We start from the raw sequence: 23709 nt of genomic DNA on the forward strand, positions 1-23709 counted from the left end.
TATTGAGAAGAATACATAATAAAAAAGCGAGCAGCCATTGCTCGCTTTTTTTCTTCCGATAATCAGGCTTAATCCGCTTGATAATACCGGAGGCGAACGGAAGAGCGGGTCCGTAAACCCGCTGCCAGCCCTTTTTACACCCGCTCCAGGATCACCGCGATGCCCTGGCCCACGCCGATGCACATGGTGCACAGGGCATACCTGCCGCCCGTACGGACCAGCTGATTGATGGCGGTCGTGGCCAGGCGGGCGCCGCTGGCCCCCAGCGGATGGCCCAGCGCGATCGCGCCGCCATTGGGGTTCACGCGCGGATCATTGTCGCCGACACCCAGTTCCCGCAGCACCGCCAGGCCCTGGGCGGCGAAGGCCTCGTTCAGCTCGATCACGTCCATCTGGTCCAGCTTCAATCCGGTCAGGGCCAGCACCTTGCGGGTCGCCGGCACCGGGCCGATGCCCATGATGCGGGGCGGCACGCCGGCCGTCGCCATGCCGACGACGCGAGCGCGCGGCGTCAAGCCGTGCCTGCGCAGCGTGCTCTCACCGGCCAGCAACAAGGCTGCCGCGCCATCGTTCACGCCGGACGCATTGCCCGCCGTCACGGTCCCGCCTTCCCGCACCACACCCTTCAGGCGTCCCAGCGCTTCCATGCTGGTTTCGCGCGGATGCTCGTCCTTGGTGACCTGGATCGGATCGCCCTTCTTTTGCGCGACGGAAACCGGCGTCAGTTCGGCGTCGAAGTAGCCCGCCTCCTGCGCCTTGACGGCCTTTTCCTGGCTGGCCAGCGCGAAGCGGTCCTGGTCTTCGCGGCTAACCTTGAATTCGGTAGCGACGTTCTCAGCCGTTTCCGGCATGGAGTCCACGCCGTACTGGGATTTCATCAGCTTGTTGACGAAACGCCATCCGATGGTCGTGTCATAAATCGCGGCATTGCGGGAGAACGCGGTATCGGCCTTGCCCATGACGAACGGCGCGCGGCTCATGCTTTCCACGCCACCCGCCAGCATCAGCCCGGCCTCGCCGGCGCGGATGGCGCGAGCGGCGCTGCCCAGGGCGTCCAGTCCCGATCCGCACAGGCGATTGACCGTGGCGCCCGGCACTTCCACCGGCAGGCCGGCCAGCAGCAACCCCATGCGCGCCACATTACGATTGTCCTCGCCCGCCTGATTGGCGCAGCCGAAGATCACGTCGTCGAGCTCCTGCCACTGCACGCCCGGGTTGCGCGCCATCAGCGCCTTGATCGGTACGGCGGCCAGGTCATCCGCCCGCACGGAAGACAACGCGCCGCCGTAGCGGCCGAAAGGGGTGCGGATGGCGTCACAGATATAGGCTTGCTCGGTCATGTCTCGCTCGCTAGAAGTTAGAAGCAAAATGGTAGCCCAGGCGCACCATGCCGCCGGAAATGCCGCGGCGGCATGTCCATGCCATGGACGCCGTCTACAGGCTGGACGAAGCGGGCGGCGCGGAGGCCTGTTTGGCGGCCCGGCCGGCGTCTACGATGGCCTGACGGCGGAAACGGCCCGCCGCCAGGTGATAGAAGGCCTGCGGGCAGAATTGCCGCGACACCAGCGACCCGGACAGCGAGCCGAGCAGCAGCCAGAACAGCATGGGCTGGCTGCCGGTCATTTCCATGACTACGACGCTGGCAGTCAGCGGTGCCTGCGTGGCGGCGGCCAGGAAAGCCGCCATGGAGATAAGCACCAGCACCCGCTGATCGACAATGCCGTCCATCAAACGCCAGATGGACTCGCCTATCCCGGCGCCGGCGGTCAGCGCGGGCGTGAAGATACCCCCCGGAATACCGGCCCAGTAGGAGGCCAGCGTGGCCGCCACCTTGGCCAGACCGAAGCCTTGCTGGTCCAACTCGCGCCCCGCGAGCAATTGCGCGGCGGCGCCATAACCGGTGCCGTAGGTCGCACTCCCCATGAACCAGCCCAGCGCGGCCAGCGCGATTCCCAGAACGAAAGCCGTCATGATGGGATGCGCTCGTACGCCGGCCCGCCATTTGGCGGGCACCAGCACGGTGGGGCCCTTGCCCAGCAGGCGGCCGAATATACCGCCGACGATGCCGTTGACCAGGCCGCACAGCAGCACCCAGCCCACCATATTGACGACCGTGCCGCCGCCGAATACGCCGAAGTAGGGATTGTTGCCGGCCAGCGCGACCACCATGAAGCCCGAGGCCAGCACGCCGATCAGCACCAGCCGCTGCCAGCGCAGCGGGGTGCCCCGGCCCAATTCCTCGATCGCGAAAATCACGCCGGCCAGGGGAGCGTTGAATGCGGCGGCCAGACCGCCCGCCGCGCCGGCGGCGATCAATTCGTTATTGTGAAAGCCCCGCAAGGGCAGGCGCCGCTTTTTCCAGAAGCGGCCCCACGCCAGCATGACAGCCGCCCCTACCTGCACCGACGGCCCTTCCCGGCCGATCGAGGCGCCCGCGAGCAGTCCGAAAAAGGTCAGAGGAATCTTCCAGACCGTCTGCCGCAGCGACACCAAGCTGTACTGGCTCGGACCGGCCGGCAAGGAGAGCGCGCCGATCACCTGCGGGATGCCGCTGCCCGACGCATTGGGCGCCAGACGCAATGTCAGCCAGCGTATCGCCGCCAGTCCAAACGGCAGCAGGACGAAAGCCAGCCAAGGGGAGCGCCCTATCCAGGCGGCATTCCAATGCAAGGCCAGGTCGGCCATCTGGGCAAACCCCAGTGAAACCAAGGCCACCAGCGCCGCGCCGCCCAGCAGCAATCCCAATTCCACGGATTTGCGCGAAAGACGGACGAGCTGGTGCGTCTTGCGGCGAGCGATACGCCGGAAACGCGCGGATATGCCTCGCAGGAAAGAAGGCGAAGACTCGGACATCGGGGAACGGACTGGGGACGAGGGCGTAACCATACCACCATCCCGGCGACTATTCCGTCGCATCGCCTCATGTTTTCCCACAGGCATTGAATCAAAAGGAGCCCCCACGCCGCGCCGGTAAACCGGCTTGCTGCCCCCCGNGGGGGCTTTTTGCCTTGGGGCGGCCCGGCGGCAAAAAGGAGCCCCCACGCCGCGCCGGTAAACCGGCTTGCTGCCCCCCGNGGTTTTTTTTGCCTTGGGGCCCCAGGTAAAAAAAAACCGCTGCACCCGGCAGCGGTTTTTCCGATCAGTCCGATCGAAGGGCGATTCAGCCGAAATTCTTGGCCGCGAAGTCCCAGTTCACCAGGTTCCAGAAGTTCTCCAGATACTTGGGGCGGGCATTGCGGTAGTCGATGTAGTAGGCGTGTTCCCACACATCACAGGTCAGCAGCGGCTTGTCCGCGGTGGTCAGCGGCGTGGCGGCGTTGCTGGTGTTGACGATGTCCACCGAGCCGTCGGCCTTCTTCACCAGCCAGGTCCAGCCCGAACCGAAATTACCGGCGGCCGACTTGTTGAATGCTTCCTTGAAGGCGTCGAAGCTGCCCCACTTGGCATTGATGGCGTCCGCCAGCTTGCCGCTGGGCGCGCCACCACCTTGCGGCTTCAGCGAGTTCCAGTAGAACGTGTGGTTCCAGACCTGGGCGGCGTTGTTGAAGATCCCGCCCGAGGATTTCTTGACGATTTCTTCCAGCGGCGCGTTTTCGAACTCCGTGCCGGGGATGAGGTTGTTCAGGTTCGTGACGTAGGTCTGATGGTGCTTGCCGTAGTGGAACTCCAGCGTTTCCTTGGAGATGTGCGGTTGCAGGGCATCCATCGGGTAAGGCAGGGGGGGAAGCGTGTGCGCCATATTCGGGTTCCTTCTTCGTTGAGAGCACGATCGAGCCGATGATTGTATCGGCACTTTCCTCACCGGCGCATTAACCCGGGTCGATTGGCGGGTTAATGCGGGCGTTGCGGCGATCAGGCGTCCGTCCGCACCACGGCGACGTCGGCGCTGCCTTGGCTGAACCTGACCTGCAGCGACTGCCCCGGCGCCAGCGTGCCCGCGTCGCGCACGACATGGCCGCGCTCGTCCCGCACCAGCGAGTATCCCCGCGCCAGCACGTGCTGCGGGTCGAAGGCCCGTAGCTGGGTGGCCAGGGACTCCAGGCGCGCGCGCCGCTGTTCCAGCAAGCGGCTCTGCGCGCGCTGCAGCCGTCGCGCGCGCTCCCGCACCCGGTCGCCGGCCCGCTCCAGGTCGGGGCCTCGGTGCAGAACCTTCGCGAGCAACAGGTCGATGCGCGCCCGGCGCCGAGCCTGCGGAGCGGACCAGGCGTTCATCAGGCGATGCCGCAATGTCGCCAGGCGTTCGCGTTGATGCGCCAGGCGCTGACCCGGCGACGTCAGTTGACCCGCCGCGCGGTCCAGGCGCTGCGCCAACCGCTCCAGGCGTCTTTCCTGCGCTCGCACCAGGCAGCCGGCCAGCTGCATCACCTGGTTGTACAAATCCAGGCGCGGCACGCATGCCAGCTCGGCCGCCGCCGTGGGCGTCGGCGCCCGCACGTCGGCCACGAAGTCGACGATGGTGAAATCGGTTTCGTGCCCGACACCGCTGATCACCGGGATGGCGCTGTCCGCGACGGCGCGCGCCAACCCCTCGTCGTTGAAACTCCACAGATCCTCGATGCTGCCGCCGCCTCGCACGAGCAGCAGGGTATCCACTTCCGCGCGCCGATTCGCCGCGGCCAGGGCGGCAATCAGCCGTGGGGCGGCGTCGGCACCCTGCACCGGCGCGGGATAAAGGATGACCGGGACGTGCGGAGCCCGGCGCGCCAGCGCGGAAAGGACGTCGCGCAGCGCCGCCGCGCGCAGCGAAGTAATTACGCCGATGGCGCGCGGGCGGGAGACCGGCGCGCGCTTGCGATCCGGCAGGAACAGCCCTTCCGACTCCAGTTTCTGCTTAAGCCTCAGGAAGGCTTCGAACAGGTCGCCCAGTCCGGCGCGCCGCATGGCATCGACCTGCAGTTGAAAGTCGCCGCGGGGCTCATACAGGCCGACGCGGGCGCGCACCTCGACGCGATCGCCCGCCCGCGGCATGAAGCCGACCGCCATCGCGCGGCCGCGGAACATGACCGCCCGCACCGCGGCCCGGCTGTCTTTCAGGGTGAAGTACCAGTGACCCGAAGCGGCCTGGGTGAAATTGGAAATCTCGCCTCGGACCCACAGCATCGGGATGTTGCGCTCCAGGAGCTGCCCGACCGCCTGATTGAGCTGGCCGACCGTCAGGATCTCCCTGGAAAATACGGGTTCTTTAACTTGAAATTCAACTGTCATAAGGGTTTCCGGGCAAAACCTGTCCACAGGCCGCGAAAATACGTGGGAGAGCCCACTTGGGGGGCGATTTTTTACACTGCGTCGGCCTCAGCTTTAACATCTGCGCTCAACCGCTTGAAAACAAAGGAAAATATGCCCCATCCCGGCTTTCTGGCCGCCTGCCCGCGCCGACGCAGGCCGACGCAAGCCCAGGCAAAATGGGCCGTCGGCCGGGGTTTTGCACAGAATTATCCACAAAAATTGTGGATAGCTTTGGCCACGGCGGGCTATTGCCAGGGGCGCCTCCGGCCCGTTACAGTGCGCTGATCCGGCGCGGCCCCCTCGCCCCTTCCCCGCTGTCCCGGCGACCTCTGGAGTTCCTTCTTGCTGTCCGTCCTTCGTGATGCGGGCTGGCCGATCTGGCCCCTGCTTGCCACTTCCGTACTTTGCCTGGCGCTGATCATAGAGCGGCTCTTTTCCCTGCGCCGCAGCCAGGTCGCGCCGGCCGGACTTGTCACCCAGGTGCTGGAAATGGTCCGCAACAGGCAGGACTCGCCGGAGGCCGTCACCCGGCTGGAGCGCAATTCGCCGCTGGGACGCGTCCTGGCGGAAGTGCTGCGCCAGCGCCACCTGCCGCGCGAAGAAATGCGCGGCGCCGTCGAAGACACCGGCCGCGCCGTGGCGCACGATCTGAACCGGTATATCGGCGCCATCGGCACCATCGCGGTCGTCGCTCCGCTGCTGGGTCTATTCGGCACCGTGGTCGGCATGATCGATATTTTCGGCTCGTACTCGCCTGCCGGCGGCGATCCGGCGCAGTTGGCCCATGGCATATCGGTGGCCCTCTACAACACCGGCTTCGGCATCCTGATTGCCATTCCCGCCATGATTTTCCATCGCTATCTGCGCGGCCGCGTGGACGATTACATGCACCAGCTGGAAAACGCCGCATCGCGCACGGCGCGCATCCTGACCGCACCGGCGCCGGCGCCCGTGCCGGCACGCCGTCGCGGCGACGAAGACGAAAACCTGTTCAGTCCGCGTGGCGCCGCGCTGCAGGATCCGCTGGCATGAATTTCGGCAATGACCGCAGGCAGGACGAGCTGGAGATCAACCTGATCCCGCTGATCGACGTCCTGCTCGTTATCCTGATTTTCCTGGCCGCGACGACGTCTTTCGCACGGTTCAGCCAGTTGAAGGTCACCCTCCCCCAGGCCACGGCGGAACAGCGGGCCGCCGCGCCCATTGAAGTCGCCATCAGCCAGGATGGCCATTACGCCCTCGACGGCACACTGCTGGAAGCCACCGGCACGGAAGATATCGCCGACGCCTTGCGCCGTGCGGCGGCAGGCAAGGCCGACCCGGTGCTGGTGATCAACGCCGACGCGCTGGCCACCCACCAGACAGTGGTGAACGTGATGGAAGCCGCTCGTCTGGCCGGCATCTCCAGGGTGAACTTCGCCACACAGCTCGCGCGATGAGCCAGGCATTTCGTGCGGTACTGCAAGCCCAATGGCAGCATGGCGGCTGGCTGTCACGCCTGCTCAGCCCGCTGTCCTTTCTGACCCTGCTGGCCGTTCAGGCCAAACGCGCCGCCTACCGCCGCGGCTGGCGGCAATCGTACCGGGCGCCCGTGCCGGTCATCGTCGTCGGCAACATCTATGTGGGCGGCACCGGCAAAACGCCGGTCGTCATCGCGCTCGTTCAAGCCCTGCGCGAACGTGGCTGGACGCCGGGCGTGGTCAGCCGCGGATATGGCGTGAAAATCGGCAACCATCCCCGCACCGGCCAAGGTGAACTGGCCGCCGAGCGTTTTGGCGATGAACCCGCGCTGATTTCGCACGCGACCAATGCGCCCATCAGTATCCATCCGGACCGGCCACGCGCGGTGCGCACGCTGCTGAGCGCCTTCCCCACTGTCGACGTCATCGTGGCCGACGATGGACTGCAGCACCTGGCGCTGGCGCGCGACGTTGAAATCGTGGTGCAGGATGGACGCGGCACCGGCAACGGCCGCCTGCTGCCGGCGGGCCCGCTGCGCGAACCGGCGACCAGGCTGCGACAGGTGCATGCCGTGGTCACCAATGTGGACGGACCGGTGCCCATCGCCCCGGCCCCGCCTGGAGAACCCTACCGCGTCAGCATGTGGATGGAGCCTGGCGCCGCCTGGAACCTGCGCGAGGGGACCTTGCGAACGCTGTGGGAACTGCAGGCGGACTATGCAAGCGCCGGCATCGCCGCGGCGGCGGGCATCGGCAATCCGGAGCGCTTCTTCGCCACGCTCCGATCCGCCGGCGTGTCGCTGAACACCACGGTGCCCTTGCCCGACCACTACAGCTATGCGAAGTCGCCGTTCGCCTCGGTCAAGACCGGCCTTATCCTGGTGACGGCGAAGGACGCGGTCAAATGCAGCGGCCTGGGCGACAACCGCCTGTGGGCGGTGCCCGTGACCCCCCATTTTTCCGACCCCGCGTTCTTCGACCGCATCGTTGAACGGCTGCCAGCCCGCGGAGCGCAAGCCGCCCCCGGGTCGCCCGGGTAAGCGCCTTGCCGTCCCGCGGCAAAACTCCACTAAAATCCGCCCATGGAATCCCGCCTGCTCGATATTCTCGTCTGCCCGATCTGCAAGGGCCCGCTCCGCCACGACCGCCAGCAGGCGGAACTGGTCTGCCCGGCCGACCGCCTGGCCTATCCCGTGCGGGACGGAATCCCCATCATGCTGGAAAGCGAAGCGCGGCCGCTCGAGGCCGAACGCGCCGCGGACGCCAGCTAGCGGCACCGTGGACTTCATTGCACTGATTCCGGCGCGCGTGGCGTCCACGCGCCTGCCCGACAAACCCTTGGCCGATATCGGCGGCAAACCCATGGTGGTCCGCACGGCGGAACGCGCCGCCTTGTCCGGCGCCAGCCGCGTACTGGTGGCTACCGACGATAGCCGCGTGGCCGACGCCGTGCGCCAGCACGGGCACCAGGCGCTGATCACCCGTGGCGACCATCCCACCGGCACCGATCGCCTGGCGGAAGCCGTCGATCTGCTGGGTCTGCCCGACGATGCCATCGTCGTCAATGTGCAGGGGGATGAACCGCTCGTCGAGCCCGAGCTGATCGACGCCGTCGCCGACCTGCTCGGGCGGCGGCCGGACGCGGCCATCGCGACCTGCGCGTCGCCCATCGCCAATGCCGAGTCCCTGTTCAATCCGAATGTCGTCAAGGCCGTCTGCGCCGCGGACGGACGCGCGCTGTATTTCTCCCGCGCGCCCATCCCCTGGGCGCGCGATGCGCTGGCAAACGGCGAAAGGCGTATGGCGGAGGGCCTGCCGGCATGGCACCATGTAGGCCTCTACGCGTATCGCGCCGAGTTCCTGCGCCGCTTCCCCCATCTGCCGCAAGGCACGCTGGAGCGCTACGAAGCGCTCGAACAGCTGCGTGCGCTCGAACATGGCTACACCATCCTGATCCACCAGGTGCGGCAGGCGCCGGCGGCCGGCGTCGACACCCCCGCCGACCTGGAACGGGTCCGTGCGGTGTACGCAAATCGGTTATAAGGGTTCGGCGCTTGTCGTACCCGCGGGCAGGCCCCGCGGGTGATACGGCATAATCGGGCCCAGCACAAAAATGACACTCATCAGGAGCTTCTATGCGTCTCATCCTGCTCGGCCCTCCCGGCGCCGGTAAAGGCACCCAAGCGGGTTTCATCACCCAGCAATTCGGCATCCCGCAAATATCCACGGGGGATATGCTGAGAGCCGCCGTCAAGGCGGGCACTCCCCTGGGACTCGAGGCCAAGAAGATCATGGACACGGGCGGACTGGTTTCCGATGAAATCATCATCGGCCTGGTACGCGACCGCCTGCGACAGCCGGACTGCGCCAATGGCTATCTGTTCGACGGGTTCCCGCGCACGATTCCCCAGGCCGACGCACTCAAGGACGCCGGCGTCAAGCTGGACTACGTCGTCGAAATCGAAGTGCCCGAAGAAGACATCATCGAGCGCATGAGCGGCCGCCGCGTGCATCCCGCCAGCGGCAGGAGCTATCACGTCCGCTTCAACCCGCCGAAGACCGAAGGCCAGGATGACGTCACCGGCGAACCGCTGGTCCAGCGCGACGACGATCGCGAGGAAACCGTGCGCAAGCGGCTGGCGGTCTACCGTGAGCAGACCCGCCCGCTGGTTGACTACTATGCCGGCTGGGCGAAGACGGACGACCAGGCGCCGCGCTACCGCAAGATCTCGGGCGTGGGCGCCGTCGAGGAAATCCGCGCGCGGCTGTTTGCCGCCCTCCAGAACTGAGCTCACCTGACACAGCCTAGCGAATCATGGAAATCGCCAATAAGGTCTTCATCGTCACCGGCGGCGCGTCGGGCCTGGGCGCGGGCACCGCTCGCATGCTCGTGGCCAATGGCGCGCGCGTCATCATCGCCGACGTCCAGGACGAAGCGGGCGAAAAGCTCGCCGCCGAACTGGGGCAGCGCTACGTGCACTGCGACGTTACGCAGGAAGCCGACGCCCAGGCCGCGGTGAACGCCGCTACCGAAGCGGGCGCGCTGTTCGGCCTGGTGAACTGCGCCGGCATCGCGCCGGCCGGCCGCATCGTCGGTAAGAACGGTCCTCATCCGCTGGACCTGTTCCAGAAAGTCATCGGGATCAACCTGATCGGCAGCTTCAACATGATGCGGCTGTGCGCGCAAGCCATGACGGCGAACGCGCCGGAGCCGACGGGCGAACGCGGGGTATTGATCAACACCGCGTCGGTCGCCGCTTTCGACGGGCAGATCGGCCAGGCGGCCTACGCGGCGTCGAAAGCCGGTGTCGCCGGGATGACGCTGCCTATCGCTCGCGACCTTGCCAAGGTTGGCATACGCTGCATGACCATCGCGCCCGGCATCTTCGGCACGCCCATGATCTTCGGCATGCCCCAGGAAGTGCAGGATTCGCTGGCGGCCAGCATTCCGTTCCCGGCTCGCCTGGGCCGGCCGGAGGACTACGCCAAGCTCGTGCACAGCATCATCACGAACGACATGCTGAATGGCGAAACCATCCGTCTGGACGGCGCCATCCGCATGCCGCCCAAGTGATACACCGCATCACCCGCAACACCCTTTCGTCTCCGCCATGAGTCTGCTGCGATCGGCCGCCACGGTCAGCAGTTTTACCTTGCTGTCCCGCATCGCCGGCCTGATTCGCGACGTGCTGGTGGCCCGCGCCTTTGGCGCCGGGCCGCTGACCGACGCATTCTGGGTGGCGTTTCGCATTCCCAACCTCCTGCGCCGGCTGTTCGCCGAGGGTGCGTTCGCGCAAGCCTTCGTGCCCATTCTCGGCACGGTACGCACCCAGCACGGAGAATCCCACGTCCGCACCTTGCTGGACCGGGTCGCCCTGCTGCTGACCTGCGCGCTGATGCTGGTCACGCTGGTCGGCATTGCGCTGGCGCCATGGGTGGTCACCGCGATGGCCAGCGGCTTGCGCGGCGAGGCCGGCGAGCAGGCCTTCGACGCGGCGGTATGGATGACGCGGGTGATGTTCCCCTACATCCTATGCATGTCGCTGGTCGCGTTCGCGTCCGGCGTGTTGAACACCTGGCGCCGCTTCGCGGTGCCGGCGTTCACCCCGGTACTGCTGAATCTGTCCATGATCGCGGCCTGCCTCTGGCTGGCGCCGCGCTATCACCCACCGGTGTACGCGCTGGCCATAGGCGTGATGGCGGGCGGCGTACTGCAACTGGCGATCCAGTGGCTGGCGCTGGCGCGGCTGGGCCTGGTTCCACGCTATAGCCTGCGCGTGAGGGAAGCCTGGACGGACCCCATGGTGCGACGGATCCTCAGGCAAATGCTGCCGGCCATCGTGGGCGTGTCCGTGGGGCAGATCTCGCTTTTGATCAACACCAACATCGCGACCTGGCTGCCGCCAGGCAGCGTCACATGGTTGTCCTACGCGGACCGGCTGATGGAGTTCCCGACCGCGCTGCTGGGCGTAGCCTTGGGCACCGTGCTTCTGCCCAGCCTTTCCGCCGCCAACGCGCGCAAGGACCACGCGGGCTACAGCGCGCTGCTGGATTGGGGCCTGAGGCTGACACTGCTGCTGGGATTGCCCAGCGCGCTGGGCCTGGCGCTGCTTTCCGACGGCCTGGTGGCCACGCTGTTCCACTATGGGGCATTCGCGGCACGCGACGTGATGCAGACACGCATGGCGGTGATGGCCTACTCCGTCGGGCTGATCGGCTTGCTGGCGGTGAAAATCCTTGCGCCTGGCTTCTACGCCCGGCAGGACATCCGCACGCCGGTCAAGATCGCCATCGTCGCCCTGGTCGCCACGCAGGCGCTCAACCTGCTGCTGGTGCCCCGGCTGGCGCACGCGGGCCTGGCGCTGGCAATCGCCCTGGGCGCCTGCCTGAACGCCCTGTTGCTGCTGACAGTACTGCACAAGCGCGGCGTGTACCGTCCCAGCCCTGGCTGGAGTGCTTTCCTGCTGCGCCTGCTGCCCGCCTTGGGCGCCCTGGGGGCCGTGCTGCTCTACGCGGATGCGCGCCTGGACTGGATCACGCTGCAGGCACACAGCTGGACGCGCGTGGCCTTGCTGGCCGCCGTATTGGCCGCCAGCGGCGTCGCCTACTTCGGCGTCCTGTTCCTGTGCGGCTTCCGCCCCCGCGACTTCACCAGACGTTCGCCGGCAGCGCCGGCCGAGACCGCCTGAAGCCGGTGTTGTATCCGCAAGACAGCGATCGCGGAATCCTCTTCACCGTAGAGCAGGCCCCGAGCCGCGTCGCGGACCTGCCGGTTTAGTCCTTACGGGCACCGGGGACAGCCGCCAGTACTGCGCGCTTGCCGGATTTTTTGCTTACTTCACTGGCAAATTGCCCCTCTTCTTGATAAAACGCTTTAATATTTACAATTCGACACCCATGCCGGCCACCGGATCGCCGGCTACTTGGAAACCACTTTGGATCAGGACGCCACCCCGGACAAATCGACGCCCGTCGCAGACCAGGTCGTAAACTGGCTGCTGCTGCTGCGTTCGGGCCGCGCGTCGCAATCGGATTACGCGGATTTCCTGGCGTGGCGCGCCGAGAACCCCATGCACGAAAGCGCATGGCAGCAATTGACGTCCGCGCTGGGCTCGTCCTTCGGGCGCCTGAGCGACTTCTATCCCATCGGCTTTTCCACCTCGAACGCCCGGCCGTCGCTGACGCCGGCGATGGCGGCCTATCGGTCAACGCCGCGCCCGGCGCTGCCTCAGACGCCGATCAATCCCGCGCGGCGGCGCTTCGTGGCCAGCGGCGCGGCGGCGGTGACCGCGGTGCTCGTCGGCTCCGCGGTATTGAACGAGGTCTATCCCCTGCACAACCTGACGGCGGATGCGGCGACCGCCACCGGCGAACGGCGGCTCTACATGCTGTCCGACGGCAGTCAAATGCTGCTGGATGCGCGCTCCCGGGTACAGCTGGACTTCGCGGGTGCCCAGCGCAATGTCCGGTTGCTGGAAGGCGCCATCACCGTGTCGGTCGCTCATGATCCCAACCGGCCTTTCGTCGTCACCACCGAGCAAGGTACGGTGCGCGCCCTGGGCACGCGTTTCATGGTCCGCCAGCAGGCCAGGCGATCCCTGGTGGTCGTGCATGAGCACGAAGTCGAAGTCCAGACGCTGGAGAAAGCACGCGGAGTGATCGGCGCCGGAATGGGTGCACGTTTCGACGATGCGCGCGTCGACTCGCCCCGCGCCGAACTGCTGGCCGACGCCGCCTGGGAAACCGGGTGGATCGCGGTGCGCAACCGCCCGTTGGCGGACGTCATCGCCGCGCTGCGCCCCTACCGCAGCGGCATTCTGCGGGTATCCATGGCGGCCGGCGGCCTGCCCGTCACGGGGCAGTTCCCGCTGGACGATACGGACGCCACCCTGGACACGCTCGAACAGAATATGCCCGTGACCGTCCGGCGCTATACGCCGTGGCTGGTCAGCATAGACGTTGTACAAGCCTGACTTTGGCCGGGTATACCGGCGCAAAGCTTGCGTTTCATGGGGAACTTGTTAGAATATCGAGCTTTGCCGAATTTCTAACACTGACTCTACATGGCCAATACTGCCCAAGCCCGCAAGCGCGCCCGCCAATCGGTGGAACGCAACAAGCACAATTCCAGCCTGCGTTCCATGCTGCGCACCGCCATCAAGCGTGTTCGCCAGGCCGTGGAAGCCGGCGACAAGACGGCCGCCGCCGCTGTGCTGCAGAAGGCGACCAGCGTGATTGACCGCGTCGCCGACAAGAACATCATCCACAAGAACAAGGCTGCTCGCCACAAGAGCCGTCTGGCCGCCGCCGTCAAGGCACTGGCCTGATACGCCTGTTCTGACTGGATAGCCCGCGCCCCTCCCGGCCTTAGCGCCCCTATGCCTTGTCGTTAAGGGGTCAGGGGCGCCGTCGCCTACGCGCCGGATTCGCAGCGCCTGCCAGTCACCATCGGCAAACGAAAAAGGACGCCCCCGGGCGTCCTTTTTCGTTCCGGCGCGGCTTTTACCGAAACGCGTCGCGCAGCGCGAACGTGGCCTGCTTGAATACCCCAAGGTCGGTACCGACCGCGACAAAGTGCATACCCATGTCCAGATAGCGCTTGGCATCGGCCGGAACGGGCGCCAGTATGCCGACGGCCTTGCCATGCGCGCTGGCGCGCTCGTACAGATGCCGGATGGCGGCCTGGACGTCAGGGTGAGATGGATTGCCGATATGGCCCAGCGCCGCGGCCAGATCGGACGGCCCGATGAAAATTCCGTCCACGCCTTCGACCGCGGCGATCTCGTCGACGGCGTCGATGCCTGGGCGGCTCTCGATCTGCAGCAGCACGCAGATATTGTCGTTGATCAACTTCAGGTAATCCGGCACGGTACCGAAGCGGTTGCTGCGCTGCATGCCGGCCACGCCCCGCATGCCGGCGGGCGGATAGCGCGTGGCGGCCACCGCACGGCGCGCCTCGTCCGCCGACTCGATAAAGGGAATCAGCAGGTTGTAGAAGCCAATGTCCAACAGCCGCTTGATCTCCACGGGATCATTGATCGTCGGCCGCCCCACCGGCGCCGAATCGCTGCCCTGCAGCGCCTGCAACTGCTGCAGGAACATCGGCACGTCGTTGGGCGAATGCTCGCCGTCCAGCAGCAGCCAGTCGTAACCGGCCAGCCCGGCAAGCTCGGCGGTAATGTGGCTGGCCATGCTCATCCAGAAACCGATCACGGTCTCGCGGGCGAGAATGCGCTGGCGAAAGCGATTGGGAAACGGTGCGGTCATCCTGATCCTTCCTGAACATGGCCGGCGCGCCGCGCGGGCGCCCCGCCGTGGATGCCGGCGGGTGCCGCCGGCGGCGCGTCCCGGTACGGGACATCAATCATAGGCTGGACGCCACCGGCTCCAGCACATAGCGGGCATTGCAGCGCTCGCAGATCGCGCGCAGGCGCGCATCGAGCGCTCGCGGAATCGGTATGCCCTTGCTTTCCCGATGGGCCCGCGCGCGGGCCTCCGGTTCGCCGGCCACCTGCACGGGCACGTCGGGATGCGCGCGTGGCGTGTCGTGCATGGCATCGATCATTTCATCGAGATCCGCCTCAAAGGAACCGGCGTCGCGGAATGCATCCGGGTTCAAGGCCAGGAAGAAATGCCCGATGTTGTCCGGATCGCGCGGACCGCGGCGCTTCGCATGCAGCGCCGCGAAGCCGCTGCCGCTCAAGGTCGATCCCAGGATCTGAGCCATCATCGCCAGGCCGTAGCCTTTGTGGCTGCTCATGGCCGGCGTACCGCCCAGCGGCGTGAGGCCGCCCTCCGGATGCGTGAAGATGTACGCCATGGCCTGGGCAGCGTCCGTGACCGGTTCGCCGCGCCCATCCATGGCCCAGCCGGGCGGCAATGCCTTGCCGTGAAAGTCGTAGACCTTGACCTTGTTGGCGGCGACCGTGGTGGTCGCCATATCCAGCACGAAAGGTTCGTTCTGGGCCGCCGGCGCCGCGAACGCGATGGGATTGGTACCGAGCATGGGCATGGAGCCCCCGGTCGGTACCATGATGATGCCGTTGGCGCTGCTGGTCACCAGCCCGACGACCCCACGCCGCACGGCGATGCGCGCATAAACACCAGCCGCGCCGAAGTGGTGGGAGTTGCGCACGGCCACCGCGCCCACGCCATGGGCCAATGCCTTGTCCACCGCCAGATGCATGGCCTGGGCCGCCACCGGATAGCCCAGCCCGCCCATGCCATCCAGCAGGGCGGAGGCCACGCCGTCGCGCACGACGCGTGGCCGGGCGCCGATTGCCAGCGTGCCGGCGCGCACTTTGTCTTCATAACTGGGCAGCATGGAAATGCCATGCGAGTCGATGCCCAGGAGATCGGTCTCGGACATCAGTTCCGCGGCGGTATCCGCCAGGTCCGGCTGCATGCCCCAGGCTTTCAGCACCAGCCCGATCTGCTCGCGTACGGATCGCGGCGACGCATTGAAGCCTGATGTATCTTCGCTTCCCACTGCCTGTCTCCTCTCGTATGGCGAGCGGCATTCGCGGGCCGCCGCCCTCCTGCCTTCAGTCGCGTTCGCGATCCACCAGGCGATGGCGTGCCTGTCCCAGATGGAACTGCATGGCGGTACGCGCGCGCTCTCCATCCTGTTCACGTATGGCCGCGAGTATGCTCGCGTGCTCGTCCATCACCCGTTCCGCGCGCTGACGCGAACCGGTACGGGTCAGATTCAGCGATAAACGCATGAAGCCCTGGATGGACTCGTGGATCGTTTCCAATACCCCCGGAAAAAAGTCGTTGCCGCTGGCTTCCGCGATGCTGGCATGGAAGGCCAGATCGAGCTGGGCGGAAACCCGGCCTTGCGCCAGGCCTTCGGCGAATGCCTTGTGCGCCTCGACGATTTTCTTCAGCTGTTCATCGGTACGGCGCAAGGCGGCCAGGCGCGCCGCCTCGCCTTCCAGGGCGACCCGGACTTCCTGCGCCCGCAAATACGCGCCGACGTTCTGCACATCGCCAAAGGTCTTCAGGCGCGGCGCCGGCTGGTGTATGACGAATGTACCCAGCCCCTGATACGCGCTGACCAGTCCGTCGGCGCGAAGCCTGAGCAGGGCCTCGCGCACGACCGGGCGCGACACGCCGAACTGTTCGCAGATTTCATGTTCGGATGGCAGCTTATCGCCAACGTTCAGATCACCCGATGCGATGCGATCGAAGATCTGCCCGTACAGCTGGTCGCCCAGGCGCACGCGCTGGCCGCGGTCCAGCATCCGCGCGCTGTCAATACCGACGACGACATCGACCGGACGAACGCCGCCCGCATCCCGCGGACGTTGTTTCATGGACACGTCGCTCTCCTTTTGACCAAGGATCAATCGTACGCCATCGCCCGTACCGGCGGCCGTGGAATCCGCTGACAAAACGCTCACGCCGCCAGGGCTTCGCGATCGCGCGTGAGCAAGGCTCGCGCGACGGGAGCCACGCGCTCGCGTTCGGCCGGCGTCAAGCCGGTCAGCAATGGCAGCATCGGGCCCATATCCGCGATGCCCGCGAGCGTGACGGCATCATGCAATACGCGGATGGGACTGATGGCGTCGCGGCAGTCCTCCAGCGGCATATACGCGGCGCGCACCCGCTCGGCTTCCGGCAAGCGGCCTTGCTGCAGCAGGCGCAGCAACTGCATGGAGCCGCGCGGCGCGATGCATACCGAACCCGATGTGAAGCTTTGCAAGCCGAAATCGCGGCAATGGACGATGGCCGGGCGCTCGCCGATGCCGCTGACCATAAGCCGCGGATCGACCGCCTTCAGCAAAGCGGACAAATAGGGATCCTGCAGGGGATCCTGCCGCACCACCGCGTATTTCACAGCCACGATGCGGCCTTCTTCCACCAGGCGCCCCAGGGTCGATGGCGCGATGTAGTCGGACGCCTTGATGTAAACCACGACGGGGCGGGAGATGGCGTCGCTGAAACGCCGTACGCCATCGGCCAGCCCCGCGTCCGTAAAGGGAAAGGACATGGGCAGCAGCATGGCCGTCGGAAAACTGCGCGACTTGAGAATGGCGGCCTGGTCCATCAATTTGCCGTAGTCCGGGCCCGCCGACGGCAGGATCCACGTATCCGGACCGGCTGCTTCCGCCAGGAAATCCAGGATGCGGGCGTACTCGCTGACCGCCAGGTTATAGAAGTTCGCATTGCCGCCGTACATGATGCTGCGCACGCCTCCCTCTTCCAGATGGCGTAGCAAGGCCGTGTTCGCATGCGCATTCAGACTCAGATCGACGTTGCGGGCGAGTGGCGGTACCGCGATCACGGAACGACGCAGGTCGTCCACCGTAACTGGGGTGGTCTTCATGGTGCTACTCCTCTGGCGTAAAGAGAGACGCGGATGCCGCAAGGCAGGACACCGCGCGATGCGGCGCGGCGACGTGTTCGACACGACTTGTCGAACAAGCTGGGGCGCCACTGTGCCGGCAGTATACTTGGTTGACATATAGCGGTCCAATACCTATAGTTGTTTTACAAGCATGTAGTCGGACAACTGATAACGGTGGAGGCCGCCGCGGCTCGCTGCGGATCGGCGACTTCACCATAGACCGGAGACAATCATGACCATGCCCTTGCGCGCCCTTGCGGCCGCCACCCTGATCTTTGCCGCCGCCCTCCCCGCCGCCGCCAAATACCCCGACAAGCCGGTCACGGTCATCGTCCCGTTCGTCCCGGGCGGATCATCGGACATTACGGCGCGGGCCGTTCTGCCGGGTATGAACAAGCTGCTGGGCCAGACTTTCGTGGTCGAAAACAAGCCCGGCGCCAACGGCTCGATAGGCGCGCAGGCGCTGGCGCGCTCCACGCCCGACGGCTACACGATGATGGTCGGCTCCATCGGCACCTTCGCGATCAACCAGGCGCTGTACAAGGACTTATCGTACAACCCGAGCAAGGACTTCAAGTATCTGACGATGGCGGTGCGCAACCCCAACGTGCTGGTCGCTTCGCCCAATTTCCCCGCCGCGACGGTGGCCGAACTGATCACGTATGCCAAGAAGAACCCCGGTTCAGTGTCCTACGCATCGTCGGGCACCGGGTCTTCCGATCACCTGTCCGCGGTGCTGTTCCGCCAGAAGACCGATACCTCCGGCGTCGATGTCCCGTATCGCGGCGGCGCCGCGGCCATCAGCGACCTGATGGGCAATCAGGTGAATGTCTCTTTCCAGAACCTGGGCGCCGTGCTCACCCACATCAAGGCCGGCAAGCTCAAGGCCCTGGCGACGACGGGCGACCGGCGTATTCCGGATCTGCCCAACGTACCCACCATGGCGGAAGCGGGCGTCAAGGACATGATCGTCTACTCCTGGCAGGGATTCGCCGTGCCCGCCGCCACGCCGGCCGAGATCGTGAGCCAGTTGTCCGACGGCCTGCGCAAGACGCTGCGCGATCCCGCGGTGGAAAAGACGCTCCATGGCCTGGGTTTCGAAGTGGTCGCCAACAGCCCCGAAGCCTTCACGCAATTCCAGCAGGCCGAGGTCAAGCGCTGGCGGGACGTGATCGCCAAGAGCAATATCAAGTTGGAGTAAATTAGCCGCTCCCGTCTCCACGTGCCCGGCAACGAAGGTATTCCACATCGGGCGCACCCCATCGAGCTTATCCATGACCGCCAAGCATCGCATCATCCAGGTCGGCTCCTATGCCGGTTCTCCCACCGCGAACGAACGGCTCGCGCAGGATTACGACGTCGTCGAACTGTGGAAGTATCCGGACCGGAAGGCCGCCCTGGCCGAGCACGGCAAAGGCGTGGACGTCTTGGTCACGTCCGCCAATTTCGGCTGCTCGGCGGAAATGATCGATGCCTTGCCGGACCTGAAGGCAATCTGCAGTTGGGGCGTGGGCTACGAAACGATAGACATCCAGGCGGCGCAACGCCGCGGCGTGCAGGTCAGCAATACGCCCGATGTACTGACCGACTGCGTCGCGGACCTGGCCTGGGGTTTGATGATCGGTGCCGCCCGCCGTATTGCCTATGGCGATCGCTTCGTACGCAGCGGCGCGTGGGGCCAGGTGCACGGCAGTATTCCGCTGGGCAGCCGGGTCAGCGGCAAAAAGCTGGGCATCGTGGGCTTGGGCCGCATCGGCCAGGCCATCGCCAAACGCGGCGCCGGCTTCGACATGGACGTGCGCTACCACAGCCGCAACAAGCGCGACGACGTTTCCTACACGTACGAAGCTTCGCTGGTGGAGCTGGCGAAGTGGGCCGATTTCCTGGTCGTGGCCACCGTGGGCGGCCCCGGCACGCGTCACCTGATATCGCGGGAAGTCCTGGAGGCGCTCGGCCCGAAAGGCACCATCATCAATATCGCCCGCGGTCCGGTCATCGACGAAGCCGCGCTGGTCGACGCATTGCAATCCGGCAAGCTGGGCAGCGCGGCGCTGGACGTATTCGAGCACGAACCCAAGGTGCCGGATGCGCTGAAAGCCAACGACAACGTGGTGCTGCTGCCCCATATCGGCAGCGCGACGTACGAAACGCGCCGCGAAATGGAAAACCTGATGCTGGAAAACCTGCAGGCGTTTCTGCGGACCGGCAAGGTGATCACCCCTGTCACGGAGTGAAAGGCGCGACGCCCCTCACGACGGGTGAGTGATCTCGCGTTCGTCGGTTTTCAGCTTATTGTCCTTGGCGAAATCCATGACGAACTTCCAGGCCAGCGGTTCGAGCTCGCGCAGACGTTCGTCCACCACGACACTGCTATGGCCCTCGACGATGACGGGCAGCACATAGGGTGAGTAGTAAAGCGGGCTGGCGGGCGCACTGCCCGGGGGTCGGAATTGCGCCATGACGCCTGCAAGCCGCTCGGCCCAATCACTGGGCCGAAAGCGCTGGCCTTCTTCCGTAACACCGAGGATAACGATTTGTCGCACGCGGAATACCGTTGGTTCTGCTATCGGCGACGGGCGCGGCGCGCCGTCAGGTGACCAGCCGCGACACCCGGGTCGCGATGCCGATTGTATATGATTGCTGCTTGGCAACATTGTATTCGGCCAACCACCTCACGGTCGAACAGCCGCCATTCTTGCGGTTTTCCCGCGCTTTTCCATGCATCTTCGCCGTGACCGACGTTTTTAAAAAAGAACGGGCATAATGAGGCGCCCCGCCGCCAGTGGGCGGGACCAACGATGTGCAGACCGACCATGACAACAGCAAGCACCCAGAACGGCCCCCTGCGCCACTTCCTGCAGTTCCGTGATTTTTCCGCGGCTGAGATCGACTACGTGCTGGATCGCGCGCGCCTGATCAAGGACAAGTTCAAGCGCTACGAACCGCACATGACGCTGCATGACCGCACGTTGGCGATGGTGTTCGAAAAGGCCAGCACCCGCACGCGCGTGTCCTTCGAAGCCGGCATGTACCAGCTGGGCGGGTCCGTCATCAATCTGACGTCCAACGATTCCCAGCTTGGCCGCGCGGAACCGATCGAAGATACCGCGCGCGTCATCTCGCGCATGGTCGACATCGTGATGATCCGCACCTTCGAGCAGACCCGCATCGAACGGTTCGCCTCCCATTCGCGTGTCCCCGTCATCAACGGCCTGACCAACGAATTCCACCCCTGCCAGATCCTGGCGGACATCTTCACCTATGTCGAACACCGCGGGCCCATCCGCGGCAAGATCGTGGCCTGGGTGGGCGATGCCAACAACATGTCCTATACCTGGCTGCAGGCGGCCGAAATGCTGGGTTTCACGCTGCATGTGTCGACGCCATCCGGGTATGAACTCGACCCAGTACGCATCGGCACCCCGCCGGCATCGGTGCTGCGGCAATTCAAGGACCCCATGGAAGCCTGCCGCGGCGCGCATCTGGTCACCACGGACGTCTGGACTAGCATGGGCTACGAGGCCGAAAACGAACAGCGCCGCGCGGCCTTCGCGGATTGGTGCGTGGATGCCGACATGATGGCCGTGGCCGCGCCCGACGCCGTCTTCATGCATTGCCTGCCGGCGCACCGCGGCGAGGAAGTCACGGGCGACGTGATCGATGGCCCGCAAAGCGTGGTGTGGGACGAGGCGGAAAACCGCCTGCACGTGCAGAAAGCCTTGATGGAATTCCTGCTGCTGGGCCGCCAGCCCTGAGGCCGTCCCGGTTGCACGGGGTCGCCGCACCGCGCGGCGGCGACCCGGGACGATTCACGCAATAGCCTTGAACATGGTCCGCTTGGTATTGCGGAACGAGGGCCGCACGCGGTCGCTCCATGCCGACGCGCGCACCGCGAGCCAGGGCGGGCTGCCAAAGGTTTCCACCGTCTCCAGGTCATAGCAGGCGTGATAGCGCGGCGACGATTCCTCGCAGGCGTAGCGTTCCGCGCGCACCGTGCCCGGCACGCTGGCCAGGCCAGGAAGGTGTTCCTGGTCATACCAATCGTTCAGGTCCTGTTCGGCCTGCGGCAGCACGTCGGTTTCCACGATGTAGTGCCAGGGGGCGGCGCGCCCGTGTGAAAACCCCGGCAAGCTGGAAATGCGCCGCAGCCACCGGACCGTCGCGTCCGGACGCGCGCGCAGCGCCCGGGCACGGATGGCATCGGCGCCCGCCGGCGCGTCACCGGCCGGCAGGCGGCAGTAAACATAGGTCTGCGGCCCATCGGCGGCATCGGCGGCCGCATAACCCTGGATGACCACGTCATCCCGTCCCTGGCGCAGTTCGTCGCCCAGCGCGCCCAGCTGCGCGGCGGTCAGGCACACGCCCGGAATCTTCAATAAAAGGACGTCGCCCTGCTGTTGCCGTGTATCGCGCGCAGACTGGCCCATGCCTTCCTCGTTAGAAAAAACGCCATGGTCGCCCAGCCCGTGCCGGGCGGCAACACCCCGCGGCAGCGCTTCTCACGTCATGGCCGAAGTGCCGGGATTTACCCTGGGGGTCGGGTCAACCCCGATGCGCCACTACATGAATATAGTATACAAAGTACCGATATTGCATCGCGATTTCGCGCAACCCGATTTCCCGCCGCCCATGGCCGGAGGCCGCCAGCTTGGATACCGCCCTCGATTCCACCGCTTTCCGCATCGAAGATGCGCGCTACCAGCCGCTATGGCGCTGCCTGGAAGCCCTGCGGACGGGGACCATCACGGCGGAACAGCTTGTCGACACCTGCGAAGCGGCCTTCAATGCCGACCACGCGCGCATCAACGCCCTGCCCGTGCACGATTACGCGGCGGCGCGCAGTGCGGCGCGCGCCGCCGATGCCGCCCGCCGTCGCGGCGAGCCCCTGGGTCCGCTGCACGGCATCCCGTTTTCGATCAAGGAAAGCTTTGACGTCGCCGGCTGGCCAACCACCTGCGGCGATCCCGCGCATGCCGGGCGCGTAATCCGGCGCGACGCGGACGCCGTAACCCGGCTGCGGGAAGCCGGCGCCATCCTGGTGGGAAAGTCCAATGTGCCGCTGTATCTGCGAGACTGGCAAAGCTACAACGCGCTATACGGCACGACGCGCAACCCGCACGACCCCTCGCGCACGCCCGGGGGTTCTTCCGGCGGCAGCGCCGCCGCCGTGTGTACCGGCATGAGCGTGTTCGACGTCGGGTCGGACATCGGCTCTTCGCTGCGCAACCCGGCCCACTATTGCGGCGTCTTTTCCCACAAAAGCAGCCACGGCCTGATTTCCCTCCGCGGCCACGGCATTGACGGCACGGACGAGACGCCGGACATCAACGTCGCCGGCCCCATCGCCCGCTCGGCGCGCGACCTCGAACTACTGCTGTATGTCCTGATCGCCGGCCACGGAGCGGGCGGGCCGCTGCTGCACGTGCCGGGACAGGCGCCGCGCGATTTCCGGATCGCGATCCTGCCCACCCATCCCTTTGCGCCGGTCGATGACGCGGTGTCGAGCGTCATCGAGCGCCTAGGCGAACAACTGGAAGCGCGGGGATTGCGCATTACCTGGAATGCACGGCCGGCCATCGACGCGGCGACCTTGTGGCGCACCTATGTCCTGATGCTGCGGGCCGCCACCTCGGTATACGCCAGCGATGCGGCCTATGAGGCCTTGCGCGATCGCGCAAGGCAGGTAGATCCGGCCGACCTTGCCTATGCGTCGCTGCAGTACGTAGGCGCGACGATCGATCATCGGGACTGGCTCAAGCTGGACGGCCTGCGGCGCGGCATCGCCCAGGCATGGAGCGATTTCTTCGCCAGCCACGATGTGCTGCTGTGCCCGGCCGCCGCGACGCCGGCATTCGAATTGAACGAAGCCGGCGAGCCCTGGCAACGCTATCTCGACGTCAACGGCCAACCGCAGCCCATGACCACCCAGTTGTTCTGGGCCGGCCATTCAGGGTTGTGCGGACTGCCCTCCACGGTAGCGCCGGCGGGCCGCACGGCCCAGGGGCTGCCGGTGGGAGTGCAGATCGTCGCCGCCCGGCACCACGACCTGACCTCCCTGCGCTTCGCGCAGTGGCTGGAAACGCAGGGCCACGCATTCCAACCGCCTGCCCGGCCTCGCGTGGACTAGGCGGATTCATATGTCGATCATCATCGGACGCAAAGGGGAAAGCG

At 65.9% G+C, this 23709-nt stretch carries 24 protein-coding genes; 14 read left to right on the forward strand and 10 right to left on the reverse strand.

The features are described 5' to 3' along the window. Positions 1-134: 134 nt before the first annotated feature. The 4 genes from pcaF to xseA all read right to left on the reverse strand — a co-directional run bounded on the left by pcaF (position 135) and on the right by xseA (position 5205). Positions 135-1340 (reverse strand): 3-oxoadipyl-CoA thiolase, encoded by a 1206-nt coding sequence (pcaF, locus tag ACNA0R_RS05320; protein ID WP_415824896.1) that lies wholly within the window; start codon positions 1338-1340, stop codon positions 135-137. Between the two features lie 94 nt (positions 1341-1434). After that, complete coding sequence (locus tag ACNA0R_RS05325; protein WP_415824897.1) at positions 1435-2853, reverse strand: chloride channel protein; 1419 nt, start codon at positions 2851-2853, stop codon at positions 1435-1437. A gap of 307 nt (positions 2854-3160) precedes the next feature. After that, entirely contained in the window at positions 3161-3739 is a 579-nt protein-coding gene (gene sodB / locus ACNA0R_RS05330) for a superoxide dismutase [Fe] (RefSeq protein ID WP_415824898.1), read from the reverse strand. A gap of 113 nt (positions 3740-3852) precedes the next feature. Then, positions 3853-5205, reverse strand: coding sequence for an exodeoxyribonuclease VII large subunit (gene xseA / locus ACNA0R_RS05335; protein WP_415824899.1), 1353 nt, complete (start codon positions 5203-5205; stop codon positions 3853-3855). Positions 5206-5568: 363 nt separating this feature from the next. Between xseA and ACNA0R_RS05340 the strand changes: the two genes are divergently transcribed. The 10 genes from ACNA0R_RS05340 (at position 5569) to rpsT (ending at position 13513) form a co-directional block, all read left to right on the forward strand. Beyond that, positions 5569-6258: a MotA/TolQ/ExbB proton channel family protein gene (locus tag ACNA0R_RS05340; protein WP_415824900.1), complete on the forward strand. Its 690-nt coding sequence runs from the start codon at positions 5569-5571 to the stop codon at positions 6256-6258. Continuing rightward, entirely contained in the window at positions 6255-6665 is a 411-nt protein-coding gene (locus tag ACNA0R_RS05345; RefSeq protein ID WP_415824901.1) for an ExbD/TolR family protein, read from the forward strand. Before ACNA0R_RS05340 ends, ACNA0R_RS05345 begins: the two co-directional genes overlap by 4 nt. Further along, positions 6662-7726, forward strand: a complete 1065-nt coding sequence (gene lpxK, locus ACNA0R_RS05350) for a tetraacyldisaccharide 4'-kinase (RefSeq protein WP_415824902.1) — start codon at positions 6662-6664, stop codon at positions 7724-7726. The genes ACNA0R_RS05345 and lpxK overlap by 4 nt, the downstream gene beginning before the upstream one ends. Positions 7727-7768: 42 nt before the next feature. Further along, entirely contained in the window at positions 7769-7957 is a 189-nt protein-coding gene (locus ACNA0R_RS05355; protein ID WP_415824903.1) for a Trm112 family protein, read from the forward strand. A 7-nt stretch (positions 7958-7964) separates the two neighbouring features. Continuing rightward, a complete protein-coding gene (gene kdsB, locus ACNA0R_RS05360; RefSeq protein ID WP_415824904.1) occupies positions 7965-8729 on the forward strand; it encodes a 3-deoxy-manno-octulosonate cytidylyltransferase in 765 nt (254 codons plus the stop codon). A gap of 92 nt (positions 8730-8821) precedes the next feature. Beyond that, positions 8822-9475: an adenylate kinase gene (gene adk / locus ACNA0R_RS05365; protein ID WP_415824905.1), complete on the forward strand. Its 654-nt coding sequence runs from the start codon at positions 8822-8824 to the stop codon at positions 9473-9475. 26 nt (positions 9476-9501) lie between these two features. After that, positions 9502-10260 carry a 3-hydroxyacyl-CoA dehydrogenase gene (locus ACNA0R_RS05370; RefSeq protein WP_415824906.1) on the forward strand — a complete coding sequence of 253 codons (759 nt, stop codon included), beginning with the start codon at positions 9502-9504 and terminating at the stop codon, positions 10258-10260. 37 nt (positions 10261-10297) lie between these two features. Then, positions 10298-11875: a murein biosynthesis integral membrane protein MurJ gene (gene murJ, locus ACNA0R_RS05375; protein ID WP_415824907.1), complete on the forward strand. Its 1578-nt coding sequence runs from the start codon at positions 10298-10300 to the stop codon at positions 11873-11875. 234 nt (positions 11876-12109) lie between these two features. Further along, entirely contained in the window at positions 12110-13159 is a 1050-nt protein-coding gene (locus ACNA0R_RS05380; protein WP_415824908.1) for a FecR family protein, read from the forward strand. 90 nt (positions 13160-13249) lie between these two features. After that, positions 13250-13513: a 30S ribosomal protein S20 gene (gene rpsT, locus ACNA0R_RS05385; RefSeq protein WP_086065801.1), complete on the forward strand. Its 264-nt coding sequence runs from the start codon at positions 13250-13252 to the stop codon at positions 13511-13513. Between the two features lie 175 nt (positions 13514-13688). Here the strand turns inward: rpsT and garL are convergent, their stop codons facing one another. The 4 genes from garL to ACNA0R_RS05405 form a co-directional block, all read right to left on the reverse strand. Next, positions 13689-14453 (reverse strand): 2-dehydro-3-deoxyglucarate aldolase, encoded by a 765-nt coding sequence (gene garL, locus ACNA0R_RS05390; protein WP_415824909.1) that lies wholly within the window; start codon positions 14451-14453, stop codon positions 13689-13691. 97 nt (positions 14454-14550) lie between these two features. Then, positions 14551-15675: an Ldh family oxidoreductase gene (locus tag ACNA0R_RS05395; protein ID WP_415824910.1), complete on the reverse strand. Its 1125-nt coding sequence runs from the start codon at positions 15673-15675 to the stop codon at positions 14551-14553. 55 nt (positions 15676-15730) lie between these two features. Further along, positions 15731-16432, reverse strand: a complete 702-nt coding sequence (locus ACNA0R_RS05400) for a FadR/GntR family transcriptional regulator (protein ID WP_415825029.1) — start codon at positions 16430-16432, stop codon at positions 15731-15733. A 155-nt stretch (positions 16433-16587) separates the two neighbouring features. Next, the gene (locus ACNA0R_RS05405; protein ID WP_415824911.1) at positions 16588-17517 is read right to left on the reverse strand and encodes a dihydrodipicolinate synthase family protein; all 930 of its coding nucleotides are present in this window, start codon (positions 17515-17517) and stop codon (positions 16588-16590) included. A gap of 259 nt (positions 17518-17776) precedes the next feature. Between ACNA0R_RS05405 and ACNA0R_RS05410 the strand changes: the two genes are divergently transcribed. Both ACNA0R_RS05410 and ACNA0R_RS05415 read left to right on the forward strand, forming a co-directional pair. Next, entirely contained in the window at positions 17777-18739 is a 963-nt protein-coding gene (locus ACNA0R_RS05410; RefSeq protein WP_415825030.1) for a Bug family tripartite tricarboxylate transporter substrate binding protein, read from the forward strand. 73 nt (positions 18740-18812) lie between these two features. Next, positions 18813-19772, forward strand: a complete 960-nt coding sequence (locus ACNA0R_RS05415; protein ID WP_415824912.1) for a 2-hydroxyacid dehydrogenase — start codon at positions 18813-18815, stop codon at positions 19770-19772. 15 nt (positions 19773-19787) lie between these two features. Here the strand turns inward: ACNA0R_RS05415 and ACNA0R_RS05420 are convergent, their stop codons facing one another. Next, complete coding sequence (locus tag ACNA0R_RS05420; protein ID WP_415825031.1) at positions 19788-20105, reverse strand: DUF3579 domain-containing protein; 318 nt, start codon at positions 20103-20105, stop codon at positions 19788-19790. Positions 20106-20351: 246 nt separating this feature from the next. Between ACNA0R_RS05420 and argF the strand changes: the two genes are divergently transcribed. Beyond that, positions 20352-21293, forward strand: a complete 942-nt coding sequence (gene argF, locus ACNA0R_RS05425) for an ornithine carbamoyltransferase (RefSeq protein WP_415824913.1) — start codon at positions 20352-20354, stop codon at positions 21291-21293. A 54-nt stretch (positions 21294-21347) separates the two neighbouring features. On the opposite strand, the gene ACNA0R_RS05430 is transcribed toward argF, so the two are convergent. Then, entirely contained in the window at positions 21348-21965 is a 618-nt protein-coding gene (locus ACNA0R_RS05430) for a hypothetical protein (protein WP_415824914.1), read from the reverse strand. 221 nt (positions 21966-22186) lie between these two features. Between ACNA0R_RS05430 and ACNA0R_RS05435 the strand changes: the two genes are divergently transcribed. Next, positions 22187-23665, forward strand: a complete 1479-nt coding sequence (locus ACNA0R_RS05435) for an amidase (RefSeq protein WP_415824915.1) — start codon at positions 22187-22189, stop codon at positions 23663-23665. The last annotated feature ends 44 nt before the right edge of the window (positions 23666-23709 follow it).

The sequence above is a fragment of the Bordetella sputigena genome (genome assembly GCF_965137885.1).
Lineage (GTDB): Bacteria > Pseudomonadota > Gammaproteobacteria > Burkholderiales > Burkholderiaceae_B > Bordetella_C > Bordetella_C sputigena.

Excerpts from the sequence above, each read along its gene's own strand:
- adk (WP_415824905.1), top strand. The coding sequence starts at position 8,822 with ATGCGTCTCATCCTGCTCGGCCCTCCCGGCGCCGGTAAAGGCACCCAA.
- sodB (WP_415824898.1), bottom strand. The coding sequence starts at position 3,739 with ATGGCGCACACGCTTCCCCCCCTGCCTTACCCGATGGATGCCCTGCAA.
- ACNA0R_RS05345 (WP_415824901.1), top strand. The coding sequence starts at position 6,255 with ATGAATTTCGGCAATGACCGCAGGCAGGACGAGCTGGAGATCAACCTG.
- ACNA0R_RS05415 (WP_415824912.1), top strand. The coding sequence starts at position 18,813 with ATGACCGCCAAGCATCGCATCATCCAGGTCGGCTCCTATGCCGGTTCT.
- ACNA0R_RS05370 (WP_415824906.1), top strand. The coding sequence starts at position 9,502 with ATGGAAATCGCCAATAAGGTCTTCATCGTCACCGGCGGCGCGTCGGGC.
- ACNA0R_RS05325 (WP_415824897.1), bottom strand. The coding sequence starts at position 2,853 with ATGTCCGAGTCTTCGCCTTCTTTCCTGCGAGGCATATCCGCGCGTTTC.
- ACNA0R_RS05410 (WP_415825030.1), top strand. The coding sequence starts at position 17,777 with ATGCCCTTGCGCGCCCTTGCGGCCGCCACCCTGATCTTTGCCGCCGCC.
- rpsT (WP_086065801.1), top strand. The coding sequence starts at position 13,250 with ATGGCCAATACTGCCCAAGCCCGCAAGCGCGCCCGCCAATCGGTGGAA.
- ACNA0R_RS05405 (WP_415824911.1), bottom strand. The coding sequence starts at position 17,517 with ATGAAGACCACCCCAGTTACGGTGGACGACCTGCGTCGTTCCGTGATC.
- argF (WP_415824913.1), top strand. The coding sequence starts at position 20,352 with ATGACAACAGCAAGCACCCAGAACGGCCCCCTGCGCCACTTCCTGCAG.
- ACNA0R_RS05400 (WP_415825029.1), bottom strand. The coding sequence starts at position 16,432 with ATGCTGGACCGCGGCCAGCGCGTGCGCCTGGGCGACCAGCTGTACGGG.
- ACNA0R_RS05430 (WP_415824914.1), bottom strand. The coding sequence starts at position 21,965 with ATGGGCCAGTCTGCGCGCGATACACGGCAACAGCAGGGCGACGTCCTT.
- ACNA0R_RS05355 (WP_415824903.1), top strand. The coding sequence starts at position 7,769 with ATGGAATCCCGCCTGCTCGATATTCTCGTCTGCCCGATCTGCAAGGGC.
- murJ (WP_415824907.1), top strand. The coding sequence starts at position 10,298 with ATGAGTCTGCTGCGATCGGCCGCCACGGTCAGCAGTTTTACCTTGCTG.
- pcaF (WP_415824896.1), bottom strand. The coding sequence starts at position 1,340 with ATGACCGAGCAAGCCTATATCTGTGACGCCATCCGCACCCCTTTCGGC.
- lpxK (WP_415824902.1), top strand. The coding sequence starts at position 6,662 with ATGAGCCAGGCATTTCGTGCGGTACTGCAAGCCCAATGGCAGCATGGC.
- xseA (WP_415824899.1), bottom strand. The coding sequence starts at position 5,205 with ATGACAGTTGAATTTCAAGTTAAAGAACCCGTATTTTCCAGGGAGATC.
- garL (WP_415824909.1), bottom strand. The coding sequence starts at position 14,453 with ATGACCGCACCGTTTCCCAATCGCTTTCGCCAGCGCATTCTCGCCCGC.